At 33.1% G+C, this 23,317-nt stretch carries 22 protein-coding genes; 7 read left to right on the top strand and 15 right to left on the bottom strand.

Going from position 1 to position 23,317, the window contains the following annotated elements:
- The first annotated feature begins 114 nt into the window (after window positions 1–114).
- The gene (locus EGX95_RS01090) at window positions 115–1,944 is read left to right on the top strand and encodes a DUF4365 domain-containing protein (RefSeq protein WP_000735890.1); all 1,830 of its coding nucleotides are present in this window, start codon (window positions 115–117) and stop codon (window positions 1,942–1,944) included.
- Window positions 1,945–2,300: 356 nt separating this feature from the next.
- Here the strand turns inward: EGX95_RS01090 and EGX95_RS01085 are convergent, their stop codons facing one another.
- Both EGX95_RS01085 and EGX95_RS01080 read right to left on the bottom strand, forming a co-directional pair.
- Window positions 2,301–2,939, bottom strand: a complete 639-nt coding sequence (locus tag EGX95_RS01085) for a nuclease-related domain-containing protein (protein WP_000866031.1) — start codon at window positions 2,937–2,939, stop codon at window positions 2,301–2,303.
- Window positions 2,940–2,955: 16 nt separating this feature from the next.
- Window positions 2,956–3,339 (bottom strand): hypothetical protein, encoded by a 384-nt coding sequence (locus EGX95_RS01080; protein ID WP_071713414.1) that lies wholly within the window; start codon window positions 3,337–3,339, stop codon window positions 2,956–2,958.
- Window positions 3,340–3,464: 125 nt separating this feature from the next.
- Here EGX95_RS01080 and EGX95_RS01075 point away from each other — a divergent pair, with 125 nt between their 5' ends.
- Both EGX95_RS01075 and EGX95_RS01070 read left to right on the top strand, forming a co-directional pair.
- Window positions 3,465–4,055: a hypothetical protein gene (locus EGX95_RS01075; RefSeq protein ID WP_000916407.1), complete on the top strand. Its 591-nt coding sequence runs from the start codon at window positions 3,465–3,467 to the stop codon at window positions 4,053–4,055.
- Between the two features lie 19 nt (window positions 4,056–4,074).
- A complete protein-coding gene (locus EGX95_RS01070; protein WP_002073821.1) occupies window positions 4,075–4,653 on the top strand; it encodes a hypothetical protein in 579 nt (192 codons plus the stop codon).
- Between the two features lie 50 nt (window positions 4,654–4,703).
- Here EGX95_RS01070 and EGX95_RS01065 read toward each other — a convergent pair whose 3' ends face one another.
- The 8 genes from EGX95_RS01065 to EGX95_RS01035 form a co-directional block, all read right to left on the bottom strand.
- Window positions 4,704–5,339 (bottom strand): hypothetical protein, encoded by a 636-nt coding sequence (locus EGX95_RS01065; protein ID WP_000817906.1) that lies wholly within the window; start codon window positions 5,337–5,339, stop codon window positions 4,704–4,706.
- The gene (locus EGX95_RS01060) at window positions 5,339–5,968 is read right to left on the bottom strand and encodes a hypothetical protein (protein ID WP_001024815.1); all 630 of its coding nucleotides are present in this window, start codon (window positions 5,966–5,968) and stop codon (window positions 5,339–5,341) included. Before EGX95_RS01060 ends, EGX95_RS01065 begins: the two co-directional genes overlap by 1 nt.
- A gap of 335 nt (window positions 5,969–6,303) precedes the next feature.
- Window positions 6,304–7,017, bottom strand: coding sequence for a hypothetical protein (locus tag EGX95_RS01055; RefSeq protein WP_000494367.1), 714 nt, complete (start codon window positions 7,015–7,017; stop codon window positions 6,304–6,306).
- Window positions 7,018–7,033: 16 nt separating this feature from the next.
- Window positions 7,034–10,324 (bottom strand): DEAD/DEAH box helicase, encoded by a 3,291-nt coding sequence (locus tag EGX95_RS01050; RefSeq protein ID WP_048520062.1) that lies wholly within the window; start codon window positions 10,322–10,324, stop codon window positions 7,034–7,036.
- Window positions 10,325–10,383: 59 nt separating this feature from the next.
- Window positions 10,384–10,623, bottom strand: a complete 240-nt coding sequence (locus tag EGX95_RS01045) for a hypothetical protein (RefSeq protein WP_042512121.1) — start codon at window positions 10,621–10,623, stop codon at window positions 10,384–10,386.
- 15 nt (window positions 10,624–10,638) lie between these two features.
- The gene (locus EGX95_RS01040; protein ID WP_042512122.1) at window positions 10,639–11,730 is read right to left on the bottom strand and encodes a DUF6094 domain-containing protein; all 1,092 of its coding nucleotides are present in this window, start codon (window positions 11,728–11,730) and stop codon (window positions 10,639–10,641) included.
- A 102-nt stretch (window positions 11,731–11,832) separates the two neighbouring features.
- Window positions 11,833–11,976: a hypothetical protein gene (locus EGX95_RS30090; protein ID WP_014893881.1), complete on the bottom strand. Its 144-nt coding sequence runs from the start codon at window positions 11,974–11,976 to the stop codon at window positions 11,833–11,835.
- Window positions 11,977–11,991: 15 nt separating this feature from the next.
- Entirely contained in the window at window positions 11,992–12,405 is a 414-nt protein-coding gene (locus EGX95_RS01035) for a DUF6018 family natural product bioysynthesis protein (protein ID WP_001030573.1), read from the bottom strand.
- 414 nt (window positions 12,406–12,819) lie between these two features.
- Here EGX95_RS01035 and EGX95_RS30085 point away from each other — a divergent pair, with 414 nt between their 5' ends.
- The gene (locus tag EGX95_RS30085; RefSeq protein ID WP_000912109.1) at window positions 12,820–12,984 is read left to right on the top strand and encodes a hypothetical protein; all 165 of its coding nucleotides are present in this window, start codon (window positions 12,820–12,822) and stop codon (window positions 12,982–12,984) included.
- A gap of 97 nt (window positions 12,985–13,081) precedes the next feature.
- Here the strand turns inward: EGX95_RS30085 and EGX95_RS01030 are convergent, their stop codons facing one another.
- Window positions 13,082–14,827, bottom strand: a complete 1,746-nt coding sequence (locus EGX95_RS01030; RefSeq protein WP_123805322.1) for a helix-turn-helix domain-containing protein — start codon at window positions 14,825–14,827, stop codon at window positions 13,082–13,084.
- 1,071 nt (window positions 14,828–15,898) lie between these two features.
- Here EGX95_RS01030 and EGX95_RS01025 point away from each other — a divergent pair.
- The 3 genes from EGX95_RS01025 (at window position 15,899) to EGX95_RS01010 (ending at window position 19,781) form a co-directional block, all read left to right on the top strand.
- Window positions 15,899–17,608 carry a hypothetical protein gene (locus tag EGX95_RS01025; RefSeq protein ID WP_042512124.1) on the top strand — a complete coding sequence of 570 codons (1,710 nt, stop codon included), beginning with the start codon at window positions 15,899–15,901 and terminating at the stop codon, window positions 17,606–17,608.
- 941 nt (window positions 17,609–18,549) lie between these two features.
- Complete coding sequence (locus EGX95_RS30080; protein ID WP_172855682.1) at window positions 18,550–18,693, top strand: hypothetical protein; 144 nt, start codon at window positions 18,550–18,552, stop codon at window positions 18,691–18,693.
- Between the two features lie 140 nt (window positions 18,694–18,833).
- Entirely contained in the window at window positions 18,834–19,781 is a 948-nt protein-coding gene (locus tag EGX95_RS01010) for a tyrosine-type recombinase/integrase (protein WP_042512125.1), read from the top strand.
- 223 nt (window positions 19,782–20,004) lie between these two features.
- Here EGX95_RS01010 and EGX95_RS01005 read toward each other — a convergent pair whose 3' ends face one another.
- The 4 genes from EGX95_RS01005 to EGX95_RS00990 form a co-directional block, all read right to left on the bottom strand.
- Complete coding sequence (locus tag EGX95_RS01005; RefSeq protein WP_001242093.1) at window positions 20,005–20,511, bottom strand: hypothetical protein; 507 nt, start codon at window positions 20,509–20,511, stop codon at window positions 20,005–20,007.
- 120 nt (window positions 20,512–20,631) lie between these two features.
- Entirely contained in the window at window positions 20,632–22,404 is a 1,773-nt protein-coding gene (locus EGX95_RS01000; protein WP_042512161.1) for a phosphoadenosine phosphosulfate reductase domain-containing protein, read from the bottom strand.
- 124 nt (window positions 22,405–22,528) lie between these two features.
- Window positions 22,529–22,942, bottom strand: coding sequence for a HEPN domain-containing protein (locus EGX95_RS00995; protein WP_001244160.1), 414 nt, complete (start codon window positions 22,940–22,942; stop codon window positions 22,529–22,531).
- On the bottom strand, window positions 22,929–23,315 hold the full coding sequence (locus EGX95_RS00990) for a nucleotidyltransferase domain-containing protein (protein WP_123805318.1): 387 nt from the start codon (window positions 23,313–23,315) through the stop codon (window positions 22,929–22,931). The genes EGX95_RS00995 and EGX95_RS00990 overlap by 14 nt, the downstream gene beginning before the upstream one ends.
- Between the last annotated feature and the right edge of the window lie 2 nt (window positions 23,316–23,317).

Genomic DNA, 23,317 nt, shown 5'->3' with positions numbered 1-23,317 from the left:
ATTGCTCATTATCGCAATATAACCGTTTAGTTTCAAATTTATACTAGATAAGAAAGATGTATCAATACTTGCTATAATTGATTTACTTATAAATTAACGAGGAGAAAAAGAAGTATGAAAAAATTAAACCCTTTAGATAATACAATTATTGAACACTTAGCTTGTTTGGAAATAAATAAATGCATACTACAACCCCCTTTTCATTTACAAAGTAATGTACAGTGGAATGACAAAGGACTTTCCTTTGATGGAGATATTAACATTTATACAAATAAAATTAAGAAAACAGATTTTATAGGCACCGTACCAATACAAATAAAAGGTACAACTAAATTTAAGAAGATCAAAAAGCAGCAGAAAATTGCTCATTCAATAAGTAAAGAAGATTTAGATGTATACTACAAGAATGATAATGGGGTACTATTTTTTGTAGTTACTATTCACCCTGAAACATATGTAAGTCAAGCGTATTATAAAACTCTAGCTCCATTAGATTTAAAGAAACTATTAGATGAGATAGAATTAACTGGACAAAAATCTATAACAGTTAATTTTAAAAAACTAGAATATGGAGAGTTAGAGAATATCTGTAAATCTTTTCTGAACTCATTGGAAAAACAGTCAAAAAGATTTATAGAAGATGCTAAAAACATAGCATTCTCACAATACAAAATTGAATATGGACATGTTCAAAATAATGTTTTAGTAGATTTATTTGAAGAACAAGCATATGTATATGGTGTATTAAATGATGTAGACTTTCCAATAGATATATTTCAACTACAAGAAATGCGCAAAGAAACAGATGAAATAGTAACAATAGGTAATGAAACACTCCGTATAAAATCTGTATTAAAAATAAGTAAAGAAATTATTTGTCTTACAATTGAAAATTCTTTAACATTTGAATTTAGTAAAAAATTTGTTGATGGCAAATTAAGATTAATAAACGGTAAGGTGCATTTAAGTAAATTAAAAACTCTCGGATCCTATGTAAAAAGCTTAAAGTTACTTAAATATCTATTAACATATAATAAAATTCCTTTATCCTCTTTCGAAATTGACACTACATTAAATGAGAAGGAAACTTTTAAAGATATTGATGAAAATATAAAGATCCATGAAGAACTTATTCAAATATGCAAACAGATAGGAATTAGTGAGGACTATATTTTTGATGAGAAGGAAAATCTATTCATCCTTTTTAATAAAATTATTAATATATTTAAAAATAAGCAATATGATTTAATTAATTTTACTCCTCCTTTAGATAAAAACAGTATGGTATTTTGTAACATTGAACTCTCTGATTACGTGATGGTAACATTGTTATTTGATGGCTATACTGCTATCGACTTTTTCAGTGTTAAAGCAATTAAAACAATGGGTGCATTCCTTCCTAAAGATGGGCATGTTATTGATTATGATGATGCTAATTGGAGGGAGAAAATTTGGAAAGTAAGTCTATATCTTAATCAGAGTATTGAGAATATGGAAAGAGCTGCAAACTTTAAATATGAAATTCTAGAACTTTCTTTTCAAGATGAACACCATGATATTGATTCACTTAATAGTATAGATACCCATCTAAAATATATTAGCTATTTTGATGAATATTCTGACGAAAAATATTTAAAAATTGCACAAGATCTTATCCAAAGATACCTATTAAAGAATCCTAAGGATATCATACAAAAAATTAATCTGTATCAAATTAATCTTAGACTAGGTAATGAGCTATCAGATGATGAAATTAACGATATCTTGACCATCCAAGAAAACGCTCAAAATAAAAATGATAAAATTTTAGACTATGCTTGTGAAGTTTTATTACAAAATAGGTTAAAATCCAAAAGATTATATGAATCTCTAAAAAAAGATGAACAAGATACAATTAAAATGTATCCTATATACCATTTATATAAAAATTTAATTTCAATTTAAATTTGCTCGAACATCTTCGTGAACTACTCACCACATAGCAAACACTTGAAGTATGAGTCTCCTGAAAGGTAAGTACTTTTACTAGGGCGAGGATATTAATAGTGAATCATTGCTAACTACATTACTTAACCATTAAAAAAACATTAAGCTAACTATTTTGATTAGGTATAAAAAAGGCTCCATCAACTGGGCCTTTTTTATATGTTAAGATAAATGTTCACAACTATTTATTTACTCTTTTCACAAAATCTTTTTGATCTCCTTTTAACTTGTAATACTTCATGTTAAGACGAATAGCTACTACAGAAATTATAATAAATCCTATTACATATAACATGTCTCTCTTTCCCCATTTCTTATTGTTTAGCGAACTTATTATGTAAATACTTCACATGTTTCTTTTCAATATCCTTATCCATAATGTTCGCTCGCAATATTGTTTGGTAGATGTGCTGGACCTCATCATTTGTTAGTTGCGTTTCAGTATATGATTCAATACATTTTTGTAGATCGTTATAATACAGGACATGTTTATCTTTAGATTGAACATTTACTCTTTTTAGACTGCATTTTGGATGGAACGCAGCAATCGAAATACTCGGCAGCTGTTGTTCCATTAACCATTCAATTGCCTTAATATGTTTATAATTTTGGCGAAATGGATTTTGAAAAGAGGATTTCTTTCTAAAGATACCCTGTGTCCACCTTGCAGATTTCTCATTTCCATAGATCCATCCCTCGTAGTTCTTCGTCTCTATAACAAATACACCGGTTTCCGCGATAACAATATGATCAATTTGCGTTGTATCACCATACTCCGTATGAACCGTAACATCATGTAACACGCAATAACTTTCGGAATCCAATTTGTTCAATATATGTTTCACTAATTTTTCTCCAGCTTTCCCCTTCCATTTTGGTACATGTTTTTTCACAACTATATTTAATGGAATCAGAATCGCAATGAGAACTAATTCAAATATTAATACTTTCATAATAGCCCCCCCTTTTTTACACCCTTGCGTTTCTGCGCATTAAACGATATACATGCGTTTCTAATCCTAAAATAAAATATGAGATACATAAGCCTTTTATCACCATCTCTACGAATCCTAATGCTAATGAAACAAGGAGCCCACCTCGAAACTGAAAAGGTCTGGTCACCCTTCTATTTACTGGTTTTTCAATGACGCCAAAGTTAGCCCAGGTAGGCAAACGTTTTTCCACATTTTTCACGGTACCCATTAATCCGTATTTTAACGATAGAATGAAACATCCGATTAATAAATAAACAACAGAAGAAAAATAGATAGATAGGCCTATTACGATGCATGTCAGTAACCAGCCTATTAATATAGAATTTCGCAAAGCAATATATTCTCGATTTCTTTTCAAAACAAACATTCCTTTCAGAATAAATTAGGGTATTTTTAAATGGAAAATATTTACATTTAAAAATAAGCATGATATGATACGTCTATATTAAATTTTGAAATAGCCTATAAAGGATTGTGATAGATATGTTAAAACTTGTAGTAGATAATACCGTAACAGAACCAGAACCAAAAACAGATTCAGCTTTTTCAAACTATTTCACCTGCAAAGACTGCGTATATTATCTTTCAAAATCAGATTCTTGCAGTCTACAATTAGCAGCTGATTCAAATAGTCCCCTTATTCCTTATGAGTGTGGGAATTTTGAGGAAACCTATGAAATCGGAACGGAAGATCCATTGAATTCACATATTCATCAACGACTTCGTGAAGAAAAAGCACAAATACTAGATGAAAGCTATCCAGCACAACCTGCTATCGATCCAATCCATAAAGACGCAATATGGTATGGGTCAGTAAACTATGGTTGTTGGATTATAAATGATTCGAAGAAACGTTTTGCACTTGCAGAACAGGTACCTTTCGGTGATAATAATATGTCATCTAAAAAATACGCATCTCCTTTTCCTTTACATGACCATGGTGCAAAAGAAGGTATCCGGCACTATATGTGTTGGTACGTAAATGAAAAAGGAATTGGCGAATACCATCTTCTTATTGGTGGTGTCATCATGAAAATTGCAGAAGGAGTTAAGAAACTTGGATTCAATTACTAATCGTATCTACAAGAAAAGAATGTTAGAACATACCATACTATTTAGTTTGGTACAGCTGGTACCATTGATCTTATCTACTGGTATCATATATATATTGCTAGAACTTACTGATACGGAGTGGAAAACCTGGTTTAGTTATGAAGGAATCTTTACAATTATTTTTCTTATAACTAGGTTCCAGGTGTTTCAGAATAAGAAAAGTATTATTTCTTTAAATCAACACGAAAAATGGTTTTCAAAGTTAAATATCTTCTTAGTCTCTATATTTCTAGTGTTTTTTGCATCGATACCAACTCTATTAAAAATTGCTTTCATTCTACAAATGACTGTTATTCTACTTCTACTAGAGTACCTTTGTTTGTATATTGATCGTTTACCGATACATAATTTATATAGAATACAAGAGATCATTTGTGATAAAAAACAACTCAAAATTGAACGAATTATTCTAAACAATGCGGAACACGGTACTCATACAATTAAAACAAGGGATGAGCAATACTTTTTATATACCGCTGTGTATTTGAGTGGCATACTATCGCCAATTTCAGAAGAAGTATTTGAAGAATATGAAAGAAAGAACCTAATGGGTAGATAAAAGGTACTGAATGTAAATTCAGTACCTCTTCTACTTTTATATATAGTTCTTTACATATTAGCAAATAGCCATGGAGCGAGTACGGCTAACATACACAGCAAACAAGATCCTGTTATGACACGGTTGGCCCAACGGTAATATTCAGGCTGTTTCGTACTCTCATGAATTCTTCTTAAACGAATACCTGCGATTAACATAAATGGTGTGAAAATAAGTGCTGTTGCTTTAAACAGGTCTAAAAAATCCGTAAAGATGTTCATAAATGAAAATACATCGGAACTAAACAGGAAGTATACACTTAGTCTCATCGACATCATGCTGATAAATGAGAAAATCATACTTCCGGTTGCCCACTTCATCCATTGACCATTCTTTGTAATTAATGCCATAACCATGACAATAACGCCTAATACGAATGAAATAGAAAAGATATTGACTCCTACTTTAAAAGCCGGCGCATACAATCCTTCAATCTTTTGTATGATTGATGATCCAAATGAATCATCTTTCTCTGTTGTTTTCGTTCGATTATTTAGTCCATCTGTAAATGAAGATGAAACATCATTTCCTTTTAACTCATTAAAATCTATTTTTACAGAAGCTTGAGCTGCTTGTAAGGGTACAAGTAATAAAATCATCAGAACAAGCGTGCATAAGACTCCTATCATTCCTTTTTCTCGCTTCATCACACATCACCCGCTAATTTTGGTTTGATGCTCTTTAATTTGATTTCATTTCCTTCTGCAGCATAAAAAAGATCTGCTGCATAATAGATATTTGCTTTTGTATATGCCCCCATAATTGCATTTGCAATTTCTTCTTTTTCTACTGCCACATATGTTTCATTTTCATTGTAAAACTCAATTTCAATTCGATTAATATTATTATTTAATACTGTAATATGTAATTCTTTTAAGCTATCTAAGCGATTCCCTAATCCACACACCAACTTAAATACTTTATTTGCAATTGTTGGTGGTTTTACATACGTCGTATTAAAATGAATCGTTTCATCATCTATCACACCATCTTCCTCGACTTCACACGTCATAATGAAAGAATGATTTTGTTTTTCAATTTCTTGTTGACTCAACTTGCGATCAATGACATACTTCACGCTTGTTGACAGGTTTTCTATATATTCATCCAGTTCGGTATTTGAAATTTTAACCTCTGAGAATTCCGGAAAAATCATGTAAGCGTGTATATTAGAACTACTTTTACTTACACGTAATACCTGGACTTGTTTCTTTTCATAGCGCACCGTTTGTTCTAATTTTTCTACTACATTGTTACTTATGGAATTAATATTCATTTACATTCACCTTTCAAAATTGTTATTTTTTCAACTCAAAATATTTTTTACTTCATTTAATCCTCATGTATGGATTTAATCTATTTTAAGCATTGTAATATTACGAAGAGTTCTCAATTCCCCTGTTTTAAGACTGTTAATCACTTGAATCTCAAAACATTTCAATATTACAATGACGTACAATGTCTCATTATAGTCGAATATCCTTATATGGTGAATCATTCTGTCCCACTCATTTGTACAAAAATAAAAAAATGTTTTATTCTTGTACAAATGAGTGAGAAAATGCTGTGTTTCATGCTATTTAACTAAGAAAATACAACTAGGAAATAGAATTATATATTCCCTAGTTGTCTATTACTCCATTCAACTAGTGTATAAGAATAAGGTGAATCGACCTCTAATTTCATATACAGTAATTGATTTTTCGGTAATATCTCTCCCTCTGTATGAATCCAATAACGCTTTTTATTAGACATATTTATGACACGTGTTAGTCCTTGTTCTTGTTCTATTACTTTTGCAGTCCACCTCACAAAATCCATATCTTCAACATCAGCTACTCCTTGTTGAACAGGAAAAACGTGTTCCGTTTCCGGTGGAATTGAAACATATTCTTGTTGTGAATACATGTCCTCATATTCTAATAATTCTTCTGGTATATCCTCATCACTTGGAAAAGGAATATCATAAACAACTTCAGGAGTAGGAGTATGATGAAAAGCATCAGCATACTCCACTTCTTCTATATCCTCATGTTTTAACCTGTTACTCTCTTCCTCACCCAGATTTTTATGAACAGATGTAGCAACTAAATCATAAATATTTGCTACATCCTTTTCTAAGGTGATTTCTTTTGTTGGAACAGTAACACGCTCTTGTTCCCTTCCAATAGGTCTATTTTCTCTTGGGCACCAATAAACGGGTCTTTCCACCGGTTTATTTTCCATTTCTTTTTTCTTGGCTTCTTCTATTAGAAATTTTTTCCTTGAATTACGAACTACCAAAAACACATAACAAAATAGACCAATAAAAATCTTCGTAAACATAATATTCCCCTCTCGATCATCCAAATAAATCAAACTCATACTGTCCATCGATTACTTTGTTTTTTCGTTTTTCTTTCTTTTTTGAGGAATCCACTTCAACAATAACTGAATCCCAGAATGTGATATCTTGTTTTTGTACAAGCATACGCTTATCAGTATTCAGTGTTGTTAAAGCTCGAATGATATCCTCTATCTCTCCATCTACTTCAAGTACATTCTGCTTCACTCGAACTCCAGGTACTTGTTCTTTTTTAATACATTCAACGGCACTTTGTACAAATTGAGCTTCTTTCATAAATGCTACGTCCATCGTTTCTGGTAATTTCTCCACCCAATTCGTAAATTGAATTTCAATTGATTCAAATACAGGTGTAATGACATTACCGATGTTCGCAAGGACGCGTTTCGATTCATCAGATGCTGCTTTTGTCCATTCCTCTGTAGAACCTTTTAATTGATTTCCACTCTTAATGTTTTGAATTAATAGAGTCTGTAGATCTCCTGTATCACCAAGCATTGCATTCAGTCCATCGCTTGTTGCATCACCATTCATTGCTTCAGCAGCTTTATTCTTCTGAGCAATTAACTGAGCCATCTGAGCTTGGAATGTTTCTTTGTAGCCCAGATAGAAGGTTCTACATTGCTTAGTTTGTCCAATACGCCAGTGTCTTCTTGCAGCTTGGTTTAACGTAAATAAGCTAAATGATAGTTGGTAGAAAATTATTGTTGGCGTGGCCAGCAAGTCCAATCCTACCTTAACTAATTCTTGTGAACAGATGATTACATTCACACCGCTACTTACTTGCTCTTTTAACCATGCACTGCGCTTTGGCGGAGCAACTGTATTCGTGCGAAGAATAGATACTTTTGCACCAGGTACTTGCTCTGCAACCTTCTGTAAACGAGGCTGAATGTCTCGTTCTTTCACTGTAGATCCTGTATCAGATACATAAATGATGGTTGGACGACCTTCAGAGATTTCAGTTTGCAATATTTCTTGTAACTTCTTCTCCTTCGGCTGTATACAATCCTCATCAAATCTAAATTCCTCGTTGGACCAAACCAATTCTTTTTCCGCGTTATCTAAGTGATAGTTTGGATAGTGGTTCATATTATCTGGATACGAATTTCCTGTACGAATATAAGAGAGCCATAGTTTCCCAACATCTGGTGTACCTTTCGCCCCTTCAATCGCCTTCTCAAAAGACCCTTTCATATGCTCATAAGCCTTTTTTTGTTCTTCCGACATCTCGACAAGAATCGTAGGTACATTAATTAACTCTACAGGATTTGGCCAAACATCTTTTAAGCGTACATTAATGGTTGTATCCATTAAGAATTGAGTAAACACATATGGTGAAATACCAGGAACAACTTTTGTTTTATCTAACATCCCTTGTGCACCACGTGAAGCAACGTTGGATACCACTTCACCGTCATGATAATACGTTCTCTCTATGTTTCCGTAGGTTTCATTCCACTCCATTAAAGAACTATATTCAAAGCCCCTTTTCACCATCTTTTGTGGGAATAAACGCCATAAAGTATAGAATACGTCGCTCGCGCGCCCACCGAATAATGTACCTGTTCCAGCTACAACTTTCTTACAAACCTTTGCTAAACTTCCTAGTGCAGTTCCTTGCGCTGTTTCACTTTTTAATTCGTGGACTTCGTCACAAATTAAAGCATCAAAGAAGTGTTTCATTTTTCGACGAATATACTCAACGGTAGCTACCTTTCGATATGCTCGTCCTGATTGTTTCGCTTCATATGGCTTGACACGATTCTCTAGCTCTAGTTGCTTTTGCAACGGTTTATTTCCCTCTTTTATTGCTTGCACTAATTTATTTTCATATTTGGTCCAATCTTTAAAACTCGCATATTTCGTTTTTACTTTTGGACTCCAAATGTTTGAATTACAATCAGCACATACACTGTTTTTATTTGTTTTTGAATCTAAGTCACTTCCTGTGAAATCTTTATACTGGCAGACTTCTTTCTGATCACCATTAGCTTGTTGAACCATAATAGAAGACGTTTTTTTACGTAACTTAGCACCACAATCTGGACAGTAGTAGCCATTCTTATAATATCTTTGCACATCTTCCTTCGATTTCTTGGAAAGTGCAATTTGTTTATAAGGTAATGGCATTTGTTTAATTGAGTCCCCTCGCATCGTTGTAAAACTAATGACAAAGAAGGTTGGTTTTTCTGGTTTTGGTCTTCCTGCCTGAATCCAAGATTGATGAATGCGAATTAAATCCTCTGTACGTTTAATCAGATGTACGTCTGCGTCTGGTATTAAGTGTCGTATTTCTTCTTTTGCCCACTTCTCAGTAAGAGTCGGTGGAACAAATACGCAGGTACGATACCCTTTTTTTCCGGTTAAATGGAAATATCCATCTACTGTCGCTGTCATGATTGCGCTTTTTCCGCTCGACATTTCCCCCTGTATAATGATTCCTTTTTGTACTTGTAACGCTTTTGCTGCACCTGTTGCTACATGTGCCTGTACAGGGAATAATGGTCTTTGGTACGTATCAAAATGAGATAATGCCTGTTCTTTCATCGGTTGATGTAAAGGCTCATCTAATTTCGTTACCTTATCAAGCATGACAGGTGAATACTCCAATAGATATTCATTTAAATCATTAATTTCATTGATTTTTTCACCTGTACCATCTTGTGGGAATTTACATTTTCCAGTGCGTATCATTTCTGATAAAAACTCTTTACAATCCTCTTCTTTTAGCACTACCTGCGCAATAGATAGAGAAGTAAATTCATTCTTATCAAAATACACATCTAATGGTTGTAATAACTTTCTAGTCAGCATCTCTTCGTATATTGGCTTCGCCCATTCTTCTAAGATTGGGAGACCGTATGGAGGAGCCATTAAGAAATCTCTTACTTGCATTTCTGGTGCTTCATCAATTGCAACAATATACTTTTCTTCTAATTCTTTAGAAAACGCAATAATTGCCTTTTTTCTATTTACTGTTTGTGTATTTATAAACTCAAATTGTCCAGTCGAGATTACATTCATTTTTTTGCCTAATACATAATGTAATTCTTCTTTTTGTCCCTCTCCAAAATACAAACGACGAGTCCCCATTGATATGGCTGCTCTGAATGACTTTAATGTACTGTCATTCGCACCTAACACTGCAAATTGCATTTGGTTGTTTTGATTAACTGCCATAGCAAAGCAGAAGGCTGAATGTGAAGCAGTTCCCGTCTCCAATTGCAACATCGCTGGTGTTTGTTCCTGATCAAATGTATCTTGTTGAATCATTTCTTGTAACATAAGTTTCCCTCCTAAAATAAAAAACGCATCTTATTCGATACGTTTCATGTCCTACTCATTCAATTTATTGGCTGAAAATCTATAAACTGTTTCCACTCTGGTAATGACTGTTCAGCCGCATGTAGCATATCACCTGCACCTTGAAAGACAGAGAATTGCTCTAATACTTCCAAATATGTACCTGCACCTAATTGAGAAGCACATAAACAAATGACTGTAAGTACAATAGCAATACGAAACATACGATTACTAAATTCCCATACAATAAATAATGCTCCTATTCCTAATAGTACAGACATAGCCTTCTTCCTTTCCTAGACAAGTTCTTTGACTTCACCTTTTGGCGTTGCAATGATAAATTTAGCGCGACGTTTTTGTAAAACAACTTCTTTTGTTGTTTTTTCCAATTGCTCAAATGAATGTTCATAATACACATTTTCAGATCCACGAACTGCATGGAGTGTATCACCTTCACCAAGCAAACCATCTGCCACACCCGTTATCAGCAATAGTCCTAATTGTCCGGAAGCAATCGGCATTTTTGCTCTTTCAGCTGCTGTTTTCTCATCTTGAAGTGAGTAACCATTCCCTCTATTTAAACGCTTTTTGAATGTCAAGATACCTTCCGATTTTCCCACTCCTTCATAAGCACTTTTATAGTCCACTCGTGATGTAAAAATTAGTTTGTTTTGATGACGCAATTCAGGTATAGTCCAGTCCTTACGATTCACCATTTGTGCTAATGTATTCACATGTTTTCTTACGAAAGCAAGATCGGACATATTTTCACAAAAATTAGCAAATCGATCATTGAAATATGTATCATTCTTCATAGCTGCACGCTTTCGGCCAATAAAAACACATTGCTTAAATTGCTCAAATTCTTCATTTTCATCGCCAAAACGCATTAATCCTATTTCCTCATAATGTTTTGCTAAGAAATAACTGATGTCGTCTCTAGCAAATCTATCGTATGGAATGACATACACCATAATCCCACCTTCTTGTAAATAAAGGTGAGCACGCTTTAGGAAGCTGAACTCCATTTTCTCTGATTTTGTATTTTCTGTACGAAGCTCCGTATTATATGGAGGATTTAAAAATATAAGCGGAAAGTAGTCATGACTAATCATCATGCTTTCAAAGCTTGAGCGTACCACTACATCTAATTGCTCTTTTGCTTTGCCATATCGATTTGCATCTACTTCCACACCATATGTATCAAGTTGTATGCCAACCTGTCTCACCTCATCTGCAAAACTTCGTAAAATTGTCCCTTCTCCACAGCATGGATCAAAGCAAGCATAAGCTCGCTCTGATTCCATTTGTAATAATTGTACTAAGTGTTTCCCTTCTGTTAGTGGTGTTGGATAAAATCCCGCCGCTAAATCATTTCCTAACCGCATAATCGTTCCCTCCAAGTTCTTTTTTACAATAAAAAAAGGAAGCTCCAAGTAAATACATCACTTAGTTCTTCCTTTTACCCTCTATACACTACCTCGACTTTATTAAAACGGTAGTAAATCATCTGTAATCTCCAATAGCTCATCCAAACCAGCGAATATATCATCCGACTCTTTGGATTGCTCGTTTGTTTCCTTCTCTTTGGGATCGTCTAATATTGTCCAAATGTTATCCTTTTTCATGTTCATACTCCTCTATCCTTCTTATTTTTCAGGTTCATAAACAACTTCCTCGTAATCAAAAAAGTAATCTTTCAGCTTACGTAGGATCTTATGAAACTTCGGTTCGGCTACGATCTTAGTACCACTATAAAAACTTCGTTGCCCAACAAAGCGCCATAAGATGACATAGCCTACCTTCATTTCCTGTATCCCTTCAATATATAATGCGATTTCTTGAATGGCTTCTTTTTCATTACGAACATGTGGCTTAAAATATTGAACTTTACCATCAGGTAATATGATTTCTGCCTCTAAACAACCTCGCAATTGATTAATTCTCGATCTGGATTCAGATGACATTTCTGGTGCAGCATATGACTTCTGGTTATTTTCCATTCGTATTTTATGCTCCTCTACTGTTGGTACTAATTTTAAGTGTCTACAATCTTTATTCATTTTCATATCTCCTCTAATTTGTTATTTTATTAATTATAAATAACCCCGCCGGCGAACTTGAAAACAACACAAAAAGGGCTTCTTCAAGTCGATTAAAAATGTGCATAGCAAAATAAGCTATATATACACTAATCGGCTCAAAGAAGCCCTTTCACAATTGAAACAAGACGCAACTTGCTTCTACAACTCAACCACAACACAAAAAAAGGTGTGGGAATAAACGGAATCAAATAAACTAACAATATACCCATATATTACACAATTTAAATTTTTATATCAAGATTTTTTTAAAAATATGAAAATCTTACTCTTTTACTATTAAAATACGAGCCTTCGATAAGTAAAATATGCAAATAGAGAGTCTAGCTTTAGTTCCTAGCACTCTATTAACTAATTAATAAGGAGATGTTAACTATGTTGAAACATATCAAACAGGCTAAAAATGAAATCTTACTTATGGCGATTCTATTTTCTCTATTTTTTATAATGCTTTTATATAATGAGGGGGCTGCTGTACTTAGCGTATCTGCGTGCTTATTTAATATTATTGCAAAGGATCTTTTCTCTCAGAGAGCATAAAAACTATTTATAAATTATTATTTAGAAACAGACATAGTAAAAAGAAGAAAAAACATCCTACAAAATGTTTTTTCTTCTTTAATAATCTGGTTAGCCACTACATTTTTTCTAATATTTCTTGTCTCTCATACCACTTAGACATTTTTTCAACTGCATTTGCAGATAGCCGCTTGGTTTCTCTGTTACAAAATCTAGATAATGTAGGTGCTGATATTCTTATTTCTTTTGCTAATTCTCGTATAGACTTATTTTCAAATTTGCGTTGTTTAAGGATTTTCTCTCGAACAGCCTCTTCATCAAATCTATTAAGCTCTTCATTATTTTTTTTCGGAGGCATATTAACGGCATCCGTAGCCTTTTCAAAATATTCTATAGATTCTTCAGTATTATTTTCTAACTCTAGTGTTTTTTTCTTAGGTAAATTATACATTGACTTAATTAATTCTTCCGGTGGAAGTATAGTAATATTTAAATTCACCCAATAATCTTTAAACCAATTCTTCTTATTAAAACGTTCTTCATCTAATGTTACTGTATACTCCCACTTAGAAATTACGTTCTCTTTTTCTAAGTCAGTAAGAACATTCTCTAGATGTTCTCTAATCCGACTCGGCTTCCAAGTAAGCGGGATTGCCATAACAGCTAATAAGCCTTTATCTCCTCCAATGGAGTATGGTCGCTTCAAAGTTGAATATATTTGTCGTATTCTCCATTGCCATGTTAGATAACGAATTAAACGTTTATGATACTTATGTCGATAACTATTATACTCAAGTGCCTTTTTAGATAATAATGCTGTGGTATTATTTGAACCATATAAATAACTTGTTAAAAAACTCCCTGGTTTGATACGGCAAGATTCAATGCCCATATATTCATTTGTTGTATTGTGTCTCCATAATACAACTGAATCCAAGACAAATAACCGTTTGACAACTTCTCTCTTTACTTTATATTTTTCGTCATGTTCATTTTCTTCATTTAAGACTACTACTTCATTATCATCATTTAAATAAATAAAGATACTTGCTAGTGCTGCAATACGCTTAGCAACCTTAATTTTATCTTCAGGTCTGTAGTACTCTCCTTTACTTACTTTCTTTTTTGGTACATTGCACATATCCAATACTTGCTCATATGAAAATTCTATAAATTCATCTGGGGATTTTGCTTGTGCTAGCCACTGGATGGTAATGGAGTCCAATACATCAGCTGTCAGATCATCCATATTGCTCATTACATCATTCACCAAAGTATTCCAACGAGATGCTTCGTCATCTTTAATAAGCTTTAAATCTTCATCTCTGTGAGAAGAGAGCTGAGCTATTGCATTACTTTCCTTTGTTTCAATAGGGTAAGATTTTACACCCATACCTGCGTCTTCTTCAAAGTGATTTTTAGAGATTCCATCACGTAATTTAAAATAAACTGCGGAATTATTAACTTCAAAATATTCTTTATCATCTGGTTCATCTGGTTCATCTGGTTCATCTGGTTCATCCTCATTTACGTCTCCCTGGATGATTGTTCCATCATTAAACTTATTAGCATTCTTAAACTCGTCTTCTAATACCTTTTCAATAATTGCATGAATTTCATCTTTATACTCTTTTAACTTAATACCAATTTGTAACGAAGTAATTCCTTCTTCATTCTTTTTATTCAACCATGATACTAATGCCGAAAAAGATGGGGAAACATATTGAGACGTCACAACCTTAGTATTATCTTTTTCTACATCTGAACTATAGGCAGTCCATTTGTTCCAAACAGCTTTATTATTTCCATATAAGGGCTCAGATATTAATAATGCATCCGTAAACAGTTGTGTTAATCTCTCCACATTTTCACTCCTTCCGTATTTTCTTTCAAACAAACATTTAATCTAATACATATATGTAAACAATTATTTTTTCCAGCTTTAGTTATATTCAAGCAGTACTGACACGATTTTTCTTTATTTACAACATAAAATAACATTAATTATACATTAGTTTTCAATAGGTCTTCAATCAATCTAATAAATTAAGAGATGAAACACTTTTTACCATATAGTGAACCTTCACTACAAATATGAAACATTTTTATCTAATCGTGTCCCATATTCTCATAAAATGTTCATTTGAATAGAATTTATACCGCATATACACTAAATTCTTTACTATTTATTTGAAAGAAATTTGCCATACCCTTAACCTAAACCCGAAAACATAAAACATCAATTAATTTAAATACGTAATACAAAATTTTTTCCAATACCTTATAAGCCCATTGATATCAACATTTCACCTTTATTTTAATGCATAAAACCTTTGAATTTTAACAAATTGTTTTTGCCATATCCTTGACCTAAATACATACATGAAACGGCCATAAACCCTTATGTACCAATGTTTTACCTTATTCCCCCAATAATTTCATTTTATATTAAACATGAAACACTTTTGCCATATCCTTGACCTTATAAAAATCAAAACATGAAACACCTTTTACCATATCCTTGACCTTATAGCTATTACATTTTCTCCTATAACCCTTTATATAAAGGGATTTACAGTATTTTCCCCTAATGAACGACCTATGATTAAAACATGAAACACTTTTGCCATATCCTTGACCTAAAAATTAGAAACAATTCTCCTTAACCCTCTATATATCAACAATCTTCCCGTGTTTCATTATTGTGTTTAGACAATTAGGACATGAAACGTTTTTTACCATATCCTTAACACAAATTTTTTTCCATAGATTCTCTAATCCCTTATAATCATTGGGTTTATAACGTGTTTCATGTTTTAAAAATTCCTCTTAAAGGGGCACCTTTCAACATTTTTCATTTTGCTATAATCAAAATTGGTATATTTTATAGTATTTTGGCATATATTTCTGAATTTGTAGAACGGAGGTGAAAAAGATGGGAAAATCATTTGTGATACGTAATCAACGTAGCTTAAATGGGGAAACAACCAATGCTGTGTTAGTAACATTAAAAGCTTGGCAAAAATTTGTGGAAACATTTGAGGAGAAATACTACAGCTATAAAGATACATATTTAGAAGATATTCTGCAGCACATGACATACGAAGAACGTATTGCTGACGTAGAAGGCTTTGTCGAAAAAGCCAAACCATCTTTTTCACGTCGCGCAATGTCTGCACTTGCAGAAAAAACAGGAAGAAAACATAAATTATACGGCATTACAAATGCTGATCTCGAAGTTTTCTTATATCTACATAAGAAATGCTTTACTAATGGTGTTATTCCAAATGTAACAATACATATGATGTGGGAAGATTACAAGCAATACAAAGAAGAATTTGCTTATATCCAACACTCTCAATTCTATATTGCATTAAAGAAATTAAACTTACATAACATTATCTCCATTGAAAACGGAGTAGATGGCCGATATACTATCAAGCTGACTCATTTTATGAATGAGGAAACAGGAAAAGCAAATCCATACGTATATATTAGTCCTGTTGTATTTACAAAGGCTTTCTTTAAGCTATCTGTAGCGGCTAAGAAACTATTCTTAGATATCGCCATGCAACAACATACAGAAACAACATTAAAGCGTTCTTTAGACAAGCAGGACGAAAGAGGCAACAAAACTCACTTCGGTGGGATGTATCGTTTCTTACATAAAAAATATCCGCATCAGATCCGTGCGGTTATCGAGGAGTTAACAACTGCATTACCATGTACGGGGAATCCCCTATTCAAAATTTGCAAAATGCAAAAAGGGGTAAAACATACAAAACGATATACAACCTTATATCTATCTATCCATTCGGACTTCTTATGTACGAAAGAATCTGGTGAAGAACAACACAGGGATCCATTTACACCAAAGGCTACGTATGCGCGTAAAGCGAAATTCATTGAATCAGTCCTACAAGAGATGAATATCGGTGAACTTTCTGCAGACATGAATAAATTTATTCATGTATTAAAGCATACTTGTCATCGTCAAATCCGCAGCGTCATTCGCGGACTTCGTGACATGATTGATCGAAAAGAAGGATATCCAACGAAAATTGTATATACATTGAAAAAGCTATTACATCAAACATCTCAATATCAAATCCTTGATACAGCAGCAAAAGAAGGTATCTACCCTCTTATTGCGCAGCATATACCAAAAGAGAGAGATAGCGAACGTGAGCAAGCTGTCTTTAATTTCGGTTTACATTATTCTATGTACTCTCTTCACAACATTAAGAAGATGTTTAAGAATGTGCATGCACTACTGAAGCAGAAGTTTGCGGTACCAGTGACGGAAGAGTCTTATCACCGTAATTATCTAAAATACCAGGAAGAAACGTTATTTAGAAAATATGCATATGATCAGGGGGTTAATCTCCATGCATATATCGCTTTAGAAATTGAAATGCGTGAAAAACTAAAAGTTCGTGGCCATAAAGAACGCACGATTCCAAGTGATGTACGTGAATGGTTTATCGAGGCAATTGATAAGCTGCCACAAGAAAAACTTCGTGTTATTGAACTACCAAAGCAGTTTAATTTACTAGAGTTTATGCGTACCTTCGAACGTTTAGTACGTGCTGGAGTAACAATAACAGCTCCAGATCAGGTGCTAAACGCAATGGAAATAAAATAATAGTAATGAGCTCTCTATTTTTGAAAAAATCGAAAGTAGAGGGCTATTCGTGTTTGTTTGATTAGTAATCTATTTCTGCTACTCTACTTATACATACCAAATCAGAAGAACTTCATGTAAAATGGAGTCTTTTTTTATGCAATTCTATACAAATTCGCTTCTAGCAATATATAACTCTCCACATAACACTAGGGAGTATTCTTCTAATGTATTAAAACCTATCTTATAATACCTACAAAAAATCAAAAGGAAAATTATAAAAATAGTGGATATGCGGACAAATATGATTCAATGTGAATATAATCTTTCTAAAATCATTGTAATTACTAATGTCGTTGTATATATCTAATAAAAATCATCAATAATAATGTGAGTTATGTGTAAATACTGAGTAATGTTAACAAATAGCTGCCTAACCTGAATGAAATGTGGATAATTAGAGGATAAATATCAACTCAACAACCAAAATAAGTAAAATAACTTCTATTTACAAGGTTGAATATATATAATGTGATTGGTATCAAATTCTTTCTGATTTCATGTAGAAATGTATTATTTTCTTTCTGCTTTTTTGTAGAATTAAAAGTCTAATAATCCTTGAATCTATGGATAAATTTTATGTAATTTATGATTTTTTATGTTCTTATATTAAATTTCCCCTTGCGGGAGTAAGCCTAACCTCTATTTTGAATAACCTATAAAAGTTTTATCTTTATTTCTTTTTAATATATAAGATATATATTTATAATAGATTTTTAATACAACTAGTATGATTGTTAATAAGATCTCTGACCTAATTGAAAATATTTGTAAATTACGTTATAATAATGGTAATTAAACATATCATTACCCCATACAAAAGGACAAACCTACGTATCCCTACCAGGACTAGGTTTGTCCTTTTTTCATTTTAATAAACAATTTATATTGGAGGATTTAACATGACAGCATTAAATGATACAACTTATACAGAAACAAATACGTATAATGAGATTAGTTTTTTTAAAGGACTGCTTTGGGGATTAGTTTTTGTAGTTCCTTTTTGGAGCATTTTAATAACGCTATACATTTTACTTTGCAAATAATAATCAACATATAAAAAATACAAAGGGTTGTTTTTCCGTTTGCATTTTTTATATGCCAGCAACCGTGCGTAGCAAAGGACGGTAGCAGGTCTTTCACTTATTTTCTGTTATAATATATCCTAAGAAATTAGGTGATTATTATGAACGAAACAATTTGCTTAGAGAAAACATTAGAGGCTTTTTCAGCGTATTTAAATGAACAAGGACGAAAACATTCTACAGTTCAACGTTATGCATACGATATTAAGGATTTTTTTAAGTGGTTAGAAGTAAGTGAAATACTTTTTCATATCAAATCATGGAATGAACTTTCTGAAGCAGACTATCAGATGTATTTCTCTGAGTTAGAAGACAAACGCAAATATTCTCAGAAAACAAGACACAGAATATGGGTTGTTTTAAAGAAGTTACACATGTTTTTAGGTATAGTTAGTCCGTTGGATGGTATTAATCTCTCTTTAATTCCGGATCAATCACTAAATGATAATGATTTTATTACCGAAATGGAAGAAAAGCTTTTAAAGCAAACTGTTCTATCAATAAAGGGATTAACGGAAAGACAAGCCCAATATCGGCCTTTAATCATGGATAGAAACGCTTGTATAATTAATTTAATAGTAAACTATGGTTTGTCTTTACAAGAGCTTGTATCGCTTAATATGAGCCATATACAGTTTGCTAGAAATATATTAATGATACCTGGGGAAAATGGAGCAACTAGGTCTGTTTCTTTAACTATGGAAGATACGCAGCAGCTTTATAAATATTACACCACTATTCCGGAACCTGTAAGACCTAGACAACACACAGATAATCCCCTATTTGTGGCATTTGATTTTAATCGAGGTACGTATCGATGGGTGTACGAAAATGATGCACCAAAGGCTTTGTCTGAAGTTGCTATACAAAAGATGATACGACTTGAAGTGAAACGTGCGGAGTTAAATAGGCGTATCTCTGCACAGCAGATGAGAAACACTTTTATTCTCCGTCTTATTAAGAAAGGGTTAACTGAAGATGAGTTGGTAAGTAGGATGGGGTTCAAAACTAAAATATCTTTAAAAAGATATTATCAATATTTACAGTGACCTATATTAACCATACTAAAATAAGAAGACATGTTCTATAAATAGAAGACGTCTTCTTATTAATGTACTTTTCTTTGATTACTTTTTACTTTTCCTCATCTATCTTTTTACTTTTCCTCATCTATCTTTTTAATTGCAGCTTCATTCTGACTGATTATATCTTGAAAATGCTCTTGCTTATTTTCTTCTACAAACTGTATAAATTCTTCGAATTCCATTATTATCACCTTATTTCATTAACTTTGATTACTTGTTCTAATTCGAATACAGAAAGTACCTGGATGTGTAAAAATGCCTTTAGGGCATTCCAAACCTCTCTGTGATCATCTAACGATACCTGGAGAGCGCTTTTCCAAACATCCATCCCAACCTTGTTATATTCAGGATTTCCTTTTATAAGGCATGCTTTATGTATAGCAAACGAAACCGGATCAGCTTTTACATCTTGATATAGTACAAGTGTAGGAACCCAATCAATTGGAGTATATAAGTGCATAAGATTCTCCAAACATTTCTTTAGAACGCTATTGTCTCCTATGCAATGTATTTCACCGCTTATTGTATCCATTATGATTTTTTCACTCGGATGTATCTCTCTAACGTAAAATGGTACTTGTTCTTCATAATGTTTATATATCCTTTTAAATGCTTCTATGGCCTTTTCTATTGATGTCGCATGAATAAAACTGATTTTATGTTCCGTAGTAATTTCTAATATGTATAGGCGCATAATTATTCATCCCCTATATTATATATATATATTAATTGATACATTGTATCATCTTATTTTAATTTAAAGAAAGCACCTACGTTACTGGTACTCTCTTTAAATATAGCTTCTATTTATTTGTTAATCTATTAAAAAAGCCTCGTTTCTTAATTCCTTAAGTATTTTTACAAAGAGATGGTTTGTCTCTTCGGATAGTATTTCCTCTGTTTCTATTAATCTAGAAAGTCTATTTGTAAACTCTGCAGCATACAAAAGCTTCGTACTAGCTTTTTCATCTTCTTTAAATAATTGTTCATTCTTCATGGATTGAATTAATAGCTGAATTAGCATTTGTTTATGTTGTTCGTTCTTTTTTCCATGGTACATATCCATTCCTAACCAATGACGAACAATTCGTTCAGCGTCTCTTGCTTCTGTTACATCTACTCTAGATACAACAAAGGTTAGTTTGTTCCATGTAAGCTTTGCAGAATCATTAGAATAATTTGAAGGAAAAAAGAAAAAACTCTGCTGCGTAACTTTCTGTCGTTCCTTCATCCAACGAAATATCTCCTGCTTCCCTAAATGAACATCAATTTCCACGAAAAACACAGGGAATGGAGACGTCGTTTTTTCTTCATTTATTGTACAATCAGGTTTGAACACCAATTCACCAAGACATGCGTGATGTATTGGCTCCAATTCATCTCGATATACACGAATACCATCTGTGTCATACCAGCCTTGTAGTACTGCCTCAATTTCTTCTTCAGATATAAGACTCGTATTCATTTCTTGTTGAATATAAAGTAGATATTCTAAAAGCATTCTTCTACCTTCTACTGTTAGTCCTCCAGGTGCATAGTCTCCCTTTTCTGTACGATCAAACATAATATAATCATATTCAACATGATTACATATGGAAAACAAGTCTGAATCCCTTTTATTTTCGTTTCTAAGGAGCGTTTGCAGGCTTCGTCTATTCATTACATTCCGATACCGAATATCGTTTCTAATCGAACGTAAGAAGCTTTTCCAGGATTGTAGATAAGCATAGTCCGTATACCCCTCACTAATTAGCTGGGTCAACATTTTATCCTCACCATTCATCATTAGGCAAGTCCAACATCCACTACGTGAGTTTGCAGCTCCACAAGCATTTCCCTGCTGCTTCCCACCTGTTTTTATGCCACATTCAAACATAGCTTGTCCATACTGTATGCTCATTTCTTCCACATCCACACCAAAGGGCAGTATCCCTCTATCTAAAAGTAACATCCATACTTCATCACCGGTTAAAAATTTAACTGGATTAAAGCAGAGGATATTCTTCATATCATTATGACGTGAAAATAAGGAATCATTACTTATCTCATGCTTTTGAATACTATGTCTTCTTCGAGCGCTCTCTTCATTACGAACGGCCAGCATAAGCACACCATCATATTCATCAAAGCATTCTACTGCAGTAGTAGTTTGAGAAGCTATTAAGATTTCTTTCATCTTTCGCTGCATCGGTTTGACCTTGAGAGAGTCAGTACACCATCTCAATCTACTGTTTCCGCTCGGTGGTAAAACGCCTCTGCCTATTACTTTATACCAATATGATTCTTTCATAAGTGGTTTCACACCATGAACGACAAATGGTAGGTTTTGCTCATTTGCTTTCTCCTGGATCTTTTGTAATGTCCTTGAGATATAAGCCGTCATAGCAGGTGTTTCTACTCCAACTTCGGAAGTTAAGATATGAATTGGATTTGTACGTTCCTCTAGTGGTAGCTCAGCAATTGCATCCCATAGTAACGTCAACATGGCAGAACTATCTTTCCCCCCACTGTAACCTACAAAACAACAATCGCGAGATAAATAGACTTTTTTCATTTCCTCTTTAATTTCTTTATATATATCCATCATTATATTGTTATCCCCATAGCAAAGTATCATTTCATACTACTATGGAGCATACCTCCTCTGTTTTTAGATAGAAAAAGAGAGTCCCTATTTAATAGGCACTCTCTTTTGTGTATATCCTCTATTTTTAATCAACTGTGATTTCATGTATATTCAACTTGTTTAACTTTTCCATATAAAAGCTCATTACTTTTTGAGCATGTTGTATAGCGATTAATCCATCTTGAACAGTAAGTGCTTCAAAATACGGATAACGAATGTCTGTAGCATAACCATTTAGCTGCACGCACTGTTCTAAAATCAATGAGAATTCCTCATCTAATTTCCGACATGATTTGTGCAGCATTAAAAGGTTATGAGTTTTTGGGACTGTCCTACCGTTTAGTGCAAGAAATCCTTTTAGAAGTTTTTCCACACATTGTTGACTATGATAACAAATAATTGCAGTTGGGAAAGGTTTCATGTGAGTTAAGTAACTAGCAGAATCTAAATCAGATTTTGCAATAAATACCCACTCTTTTAGATCCTCAATATTTCTCATATAGGACCTTCCCTTCTAGTGCAATCTTATGTTCCATAGTAACGGTACGGCTAGCACGTTCTTGAAACTCTTCTGGTCCGTACACTAAAATATCAACTGGTGTTTCCATAACATCATAAATACCCCAATTGATACAATTAATGACTTCCCTTTTTCTTTCTCCGACACCTTCCACAACAATACAGAGATCAAAATCACTGTCTTCATTTGGTGTGCCATATGCATGAGAGCCAAAAAGGATGATTTTTTGGACAGAAGATACAGTTTCACGAATCTTTTGCACTAATAGGTCCAATTCCCTTTGTACTTCTTCGTTAATCCGAATCACTCCTCGGATAAAGTAATTATATTGACGTTTAAGTATATTATACATAC

Source organism: Bacillus sp. FDAARGOS_527 (assembly GCF_003812125.1).
In the GTDB taxonomy this organism is placed as follows: domain Bacteria; phylum Bacillota; class Bacilli; order Bacillales; family Bacillaceae_G; genus Bacillus_A; species Bacillus_A paranthracis.
Note: the sequence above shows the minus strand (reverse complement) of the source record. Positions and strands in the feature narration are given on the sequence as shown.

Bases quoted from the DNA above. Each gene is read 5' to 3' on its own strand.
- EGX95_RS01090 (WP_000735890.1), top strand. From the start codon at position 115: ATGAAAAAATTAAACCCTTTAGATAATACAATTATTGAACACTTAGCT.
- EGX95_RS01085 (WP_000866031.1), bottom strand. From the start codon at position 2,939: ATGAAAGTATTAATATTTGAATTAGTTCTCATTGCGATTCTGATTCCA.
- EGX95_RS01075 (WP_000916407.1), top strand. From the start codon at position 3,465: ATGTTAAAACTTGTAGTAGATAATACCGTAACAGAACCAGAACCAAAA.
- EGX95_RS01070 (WP_002073821.1), top strand. From the start codon at position 4,075: ATGTTAGAACATACCATACTATTTAGTTTGGTACAGCTGGTACCATTG.
- EGX95_RS01065 (WP_000817906.1), bottom strand. From the start codon at position 5,339: ATGAAGCGAGAAAAAGGAATGATAGGAGTCTTATGCACGCTTGTTCTG.
- EGX95_RS01060 (WP_001024815.1), bottom strand. From the start codon at position 5,968: ATGAATATTAATTCCATAAGTAACAATGTAGTAGAAAAATTAGAACAA.
- EGX95_RS01055 (WP_000494367.1), bottom strand. From the start codon at position 7,017: ATGTTTACGAAGATTTTTATTGGTCTATTTTGTTATGTGTTTTTGGTA.
- EGX95_RS01050 (WP_048520062.1), bottom strand. From the start codon at position 10,324: ATGTTACAAGAAATGATTCAACAAGATACATTTGATCAGGAACAAACA.
- EGX95_RS01045 (WP_042512121.1), bottom strand. From the start codon at position 10,623: ATGTCTGTACTATTAGGAATAGGAGCATTATTTATTGTATGGGAATTT.
- EGX95_RS01040 (WP_042512122.1), bottom strand. From the start codon at position 11,730: ATGCGGTTAGGAAATGATTTAGCGGCGGGATTTTATCCAACACCACTA.
- EGX95_RS30090 (WP_014893881.1), bottom strand. From the start codon at position 11,976: ATGAACATGAAAAAGGATAACATTTGGACAATATTAGACGATCCCAAA.
- EGX95_RS01035 (WP_001030573.1), bottom strand. From the start codon at position 12,405: ATGAATAAAGATTGTAGACACTTAAAATTAGTACCAACAGTAGAGGAG.
- EGX95_RS30085 (WP_000912109.1), top strand. From the start codon at position 12,820: ATGTTGAAACATATCAAACAGGCTAAAAATGAAATCTTACTTATGGCG.
- EGX95_RS01025 (WP_042512124.1), top strand. From the start codon at position 15,899: ATGGGAAAATCATTTGTGATACGTAATCAACGTAGCTTAAATGGGGAA.
- EGX95_RS30080 (WP_172855682.1), top strand. From the start codon at position 18,550: ATGACAGCATTAAATGATACAACTTATACAGAAACAAATACGTATAAT.
- EGX95_RS01010 (WP_042512125.1), top strand. From the start codon at position 18,834: ATGAACGAAACAATTTGCTTAGAGAAAACATTAGAGGCTTTTTCAGCG.
- EGX95_RS01005 (WP_001242093.1), bottom strand. From the start codon at position 20,511: ATGCGCCTATACATATTAGAAATTACTACGGAACATAAAATCAGTTTT.
- EGX95_RS01000 (WP_042512161.1), bottom strand. From the start codon at position 22,404: ATGATGGATATATATAAAGAAATTAAAGAGGAAATGAAAAAAGTCTAT.
- EGX95_RS00995 (WP_001244160.1), bottom strand. From the start codon at position 22,942: ATGAGAAATATTGAGGATCTAAAAGAGTGGGTATTTATTGCAAAATCT.
- EGX95_RS00990 (WP_123805318.1), bottom strand. From the start codon at position 23,315: ATGTATAATATACTTAAACGTCAATATAATTACTTTATCCGAGGAGTG.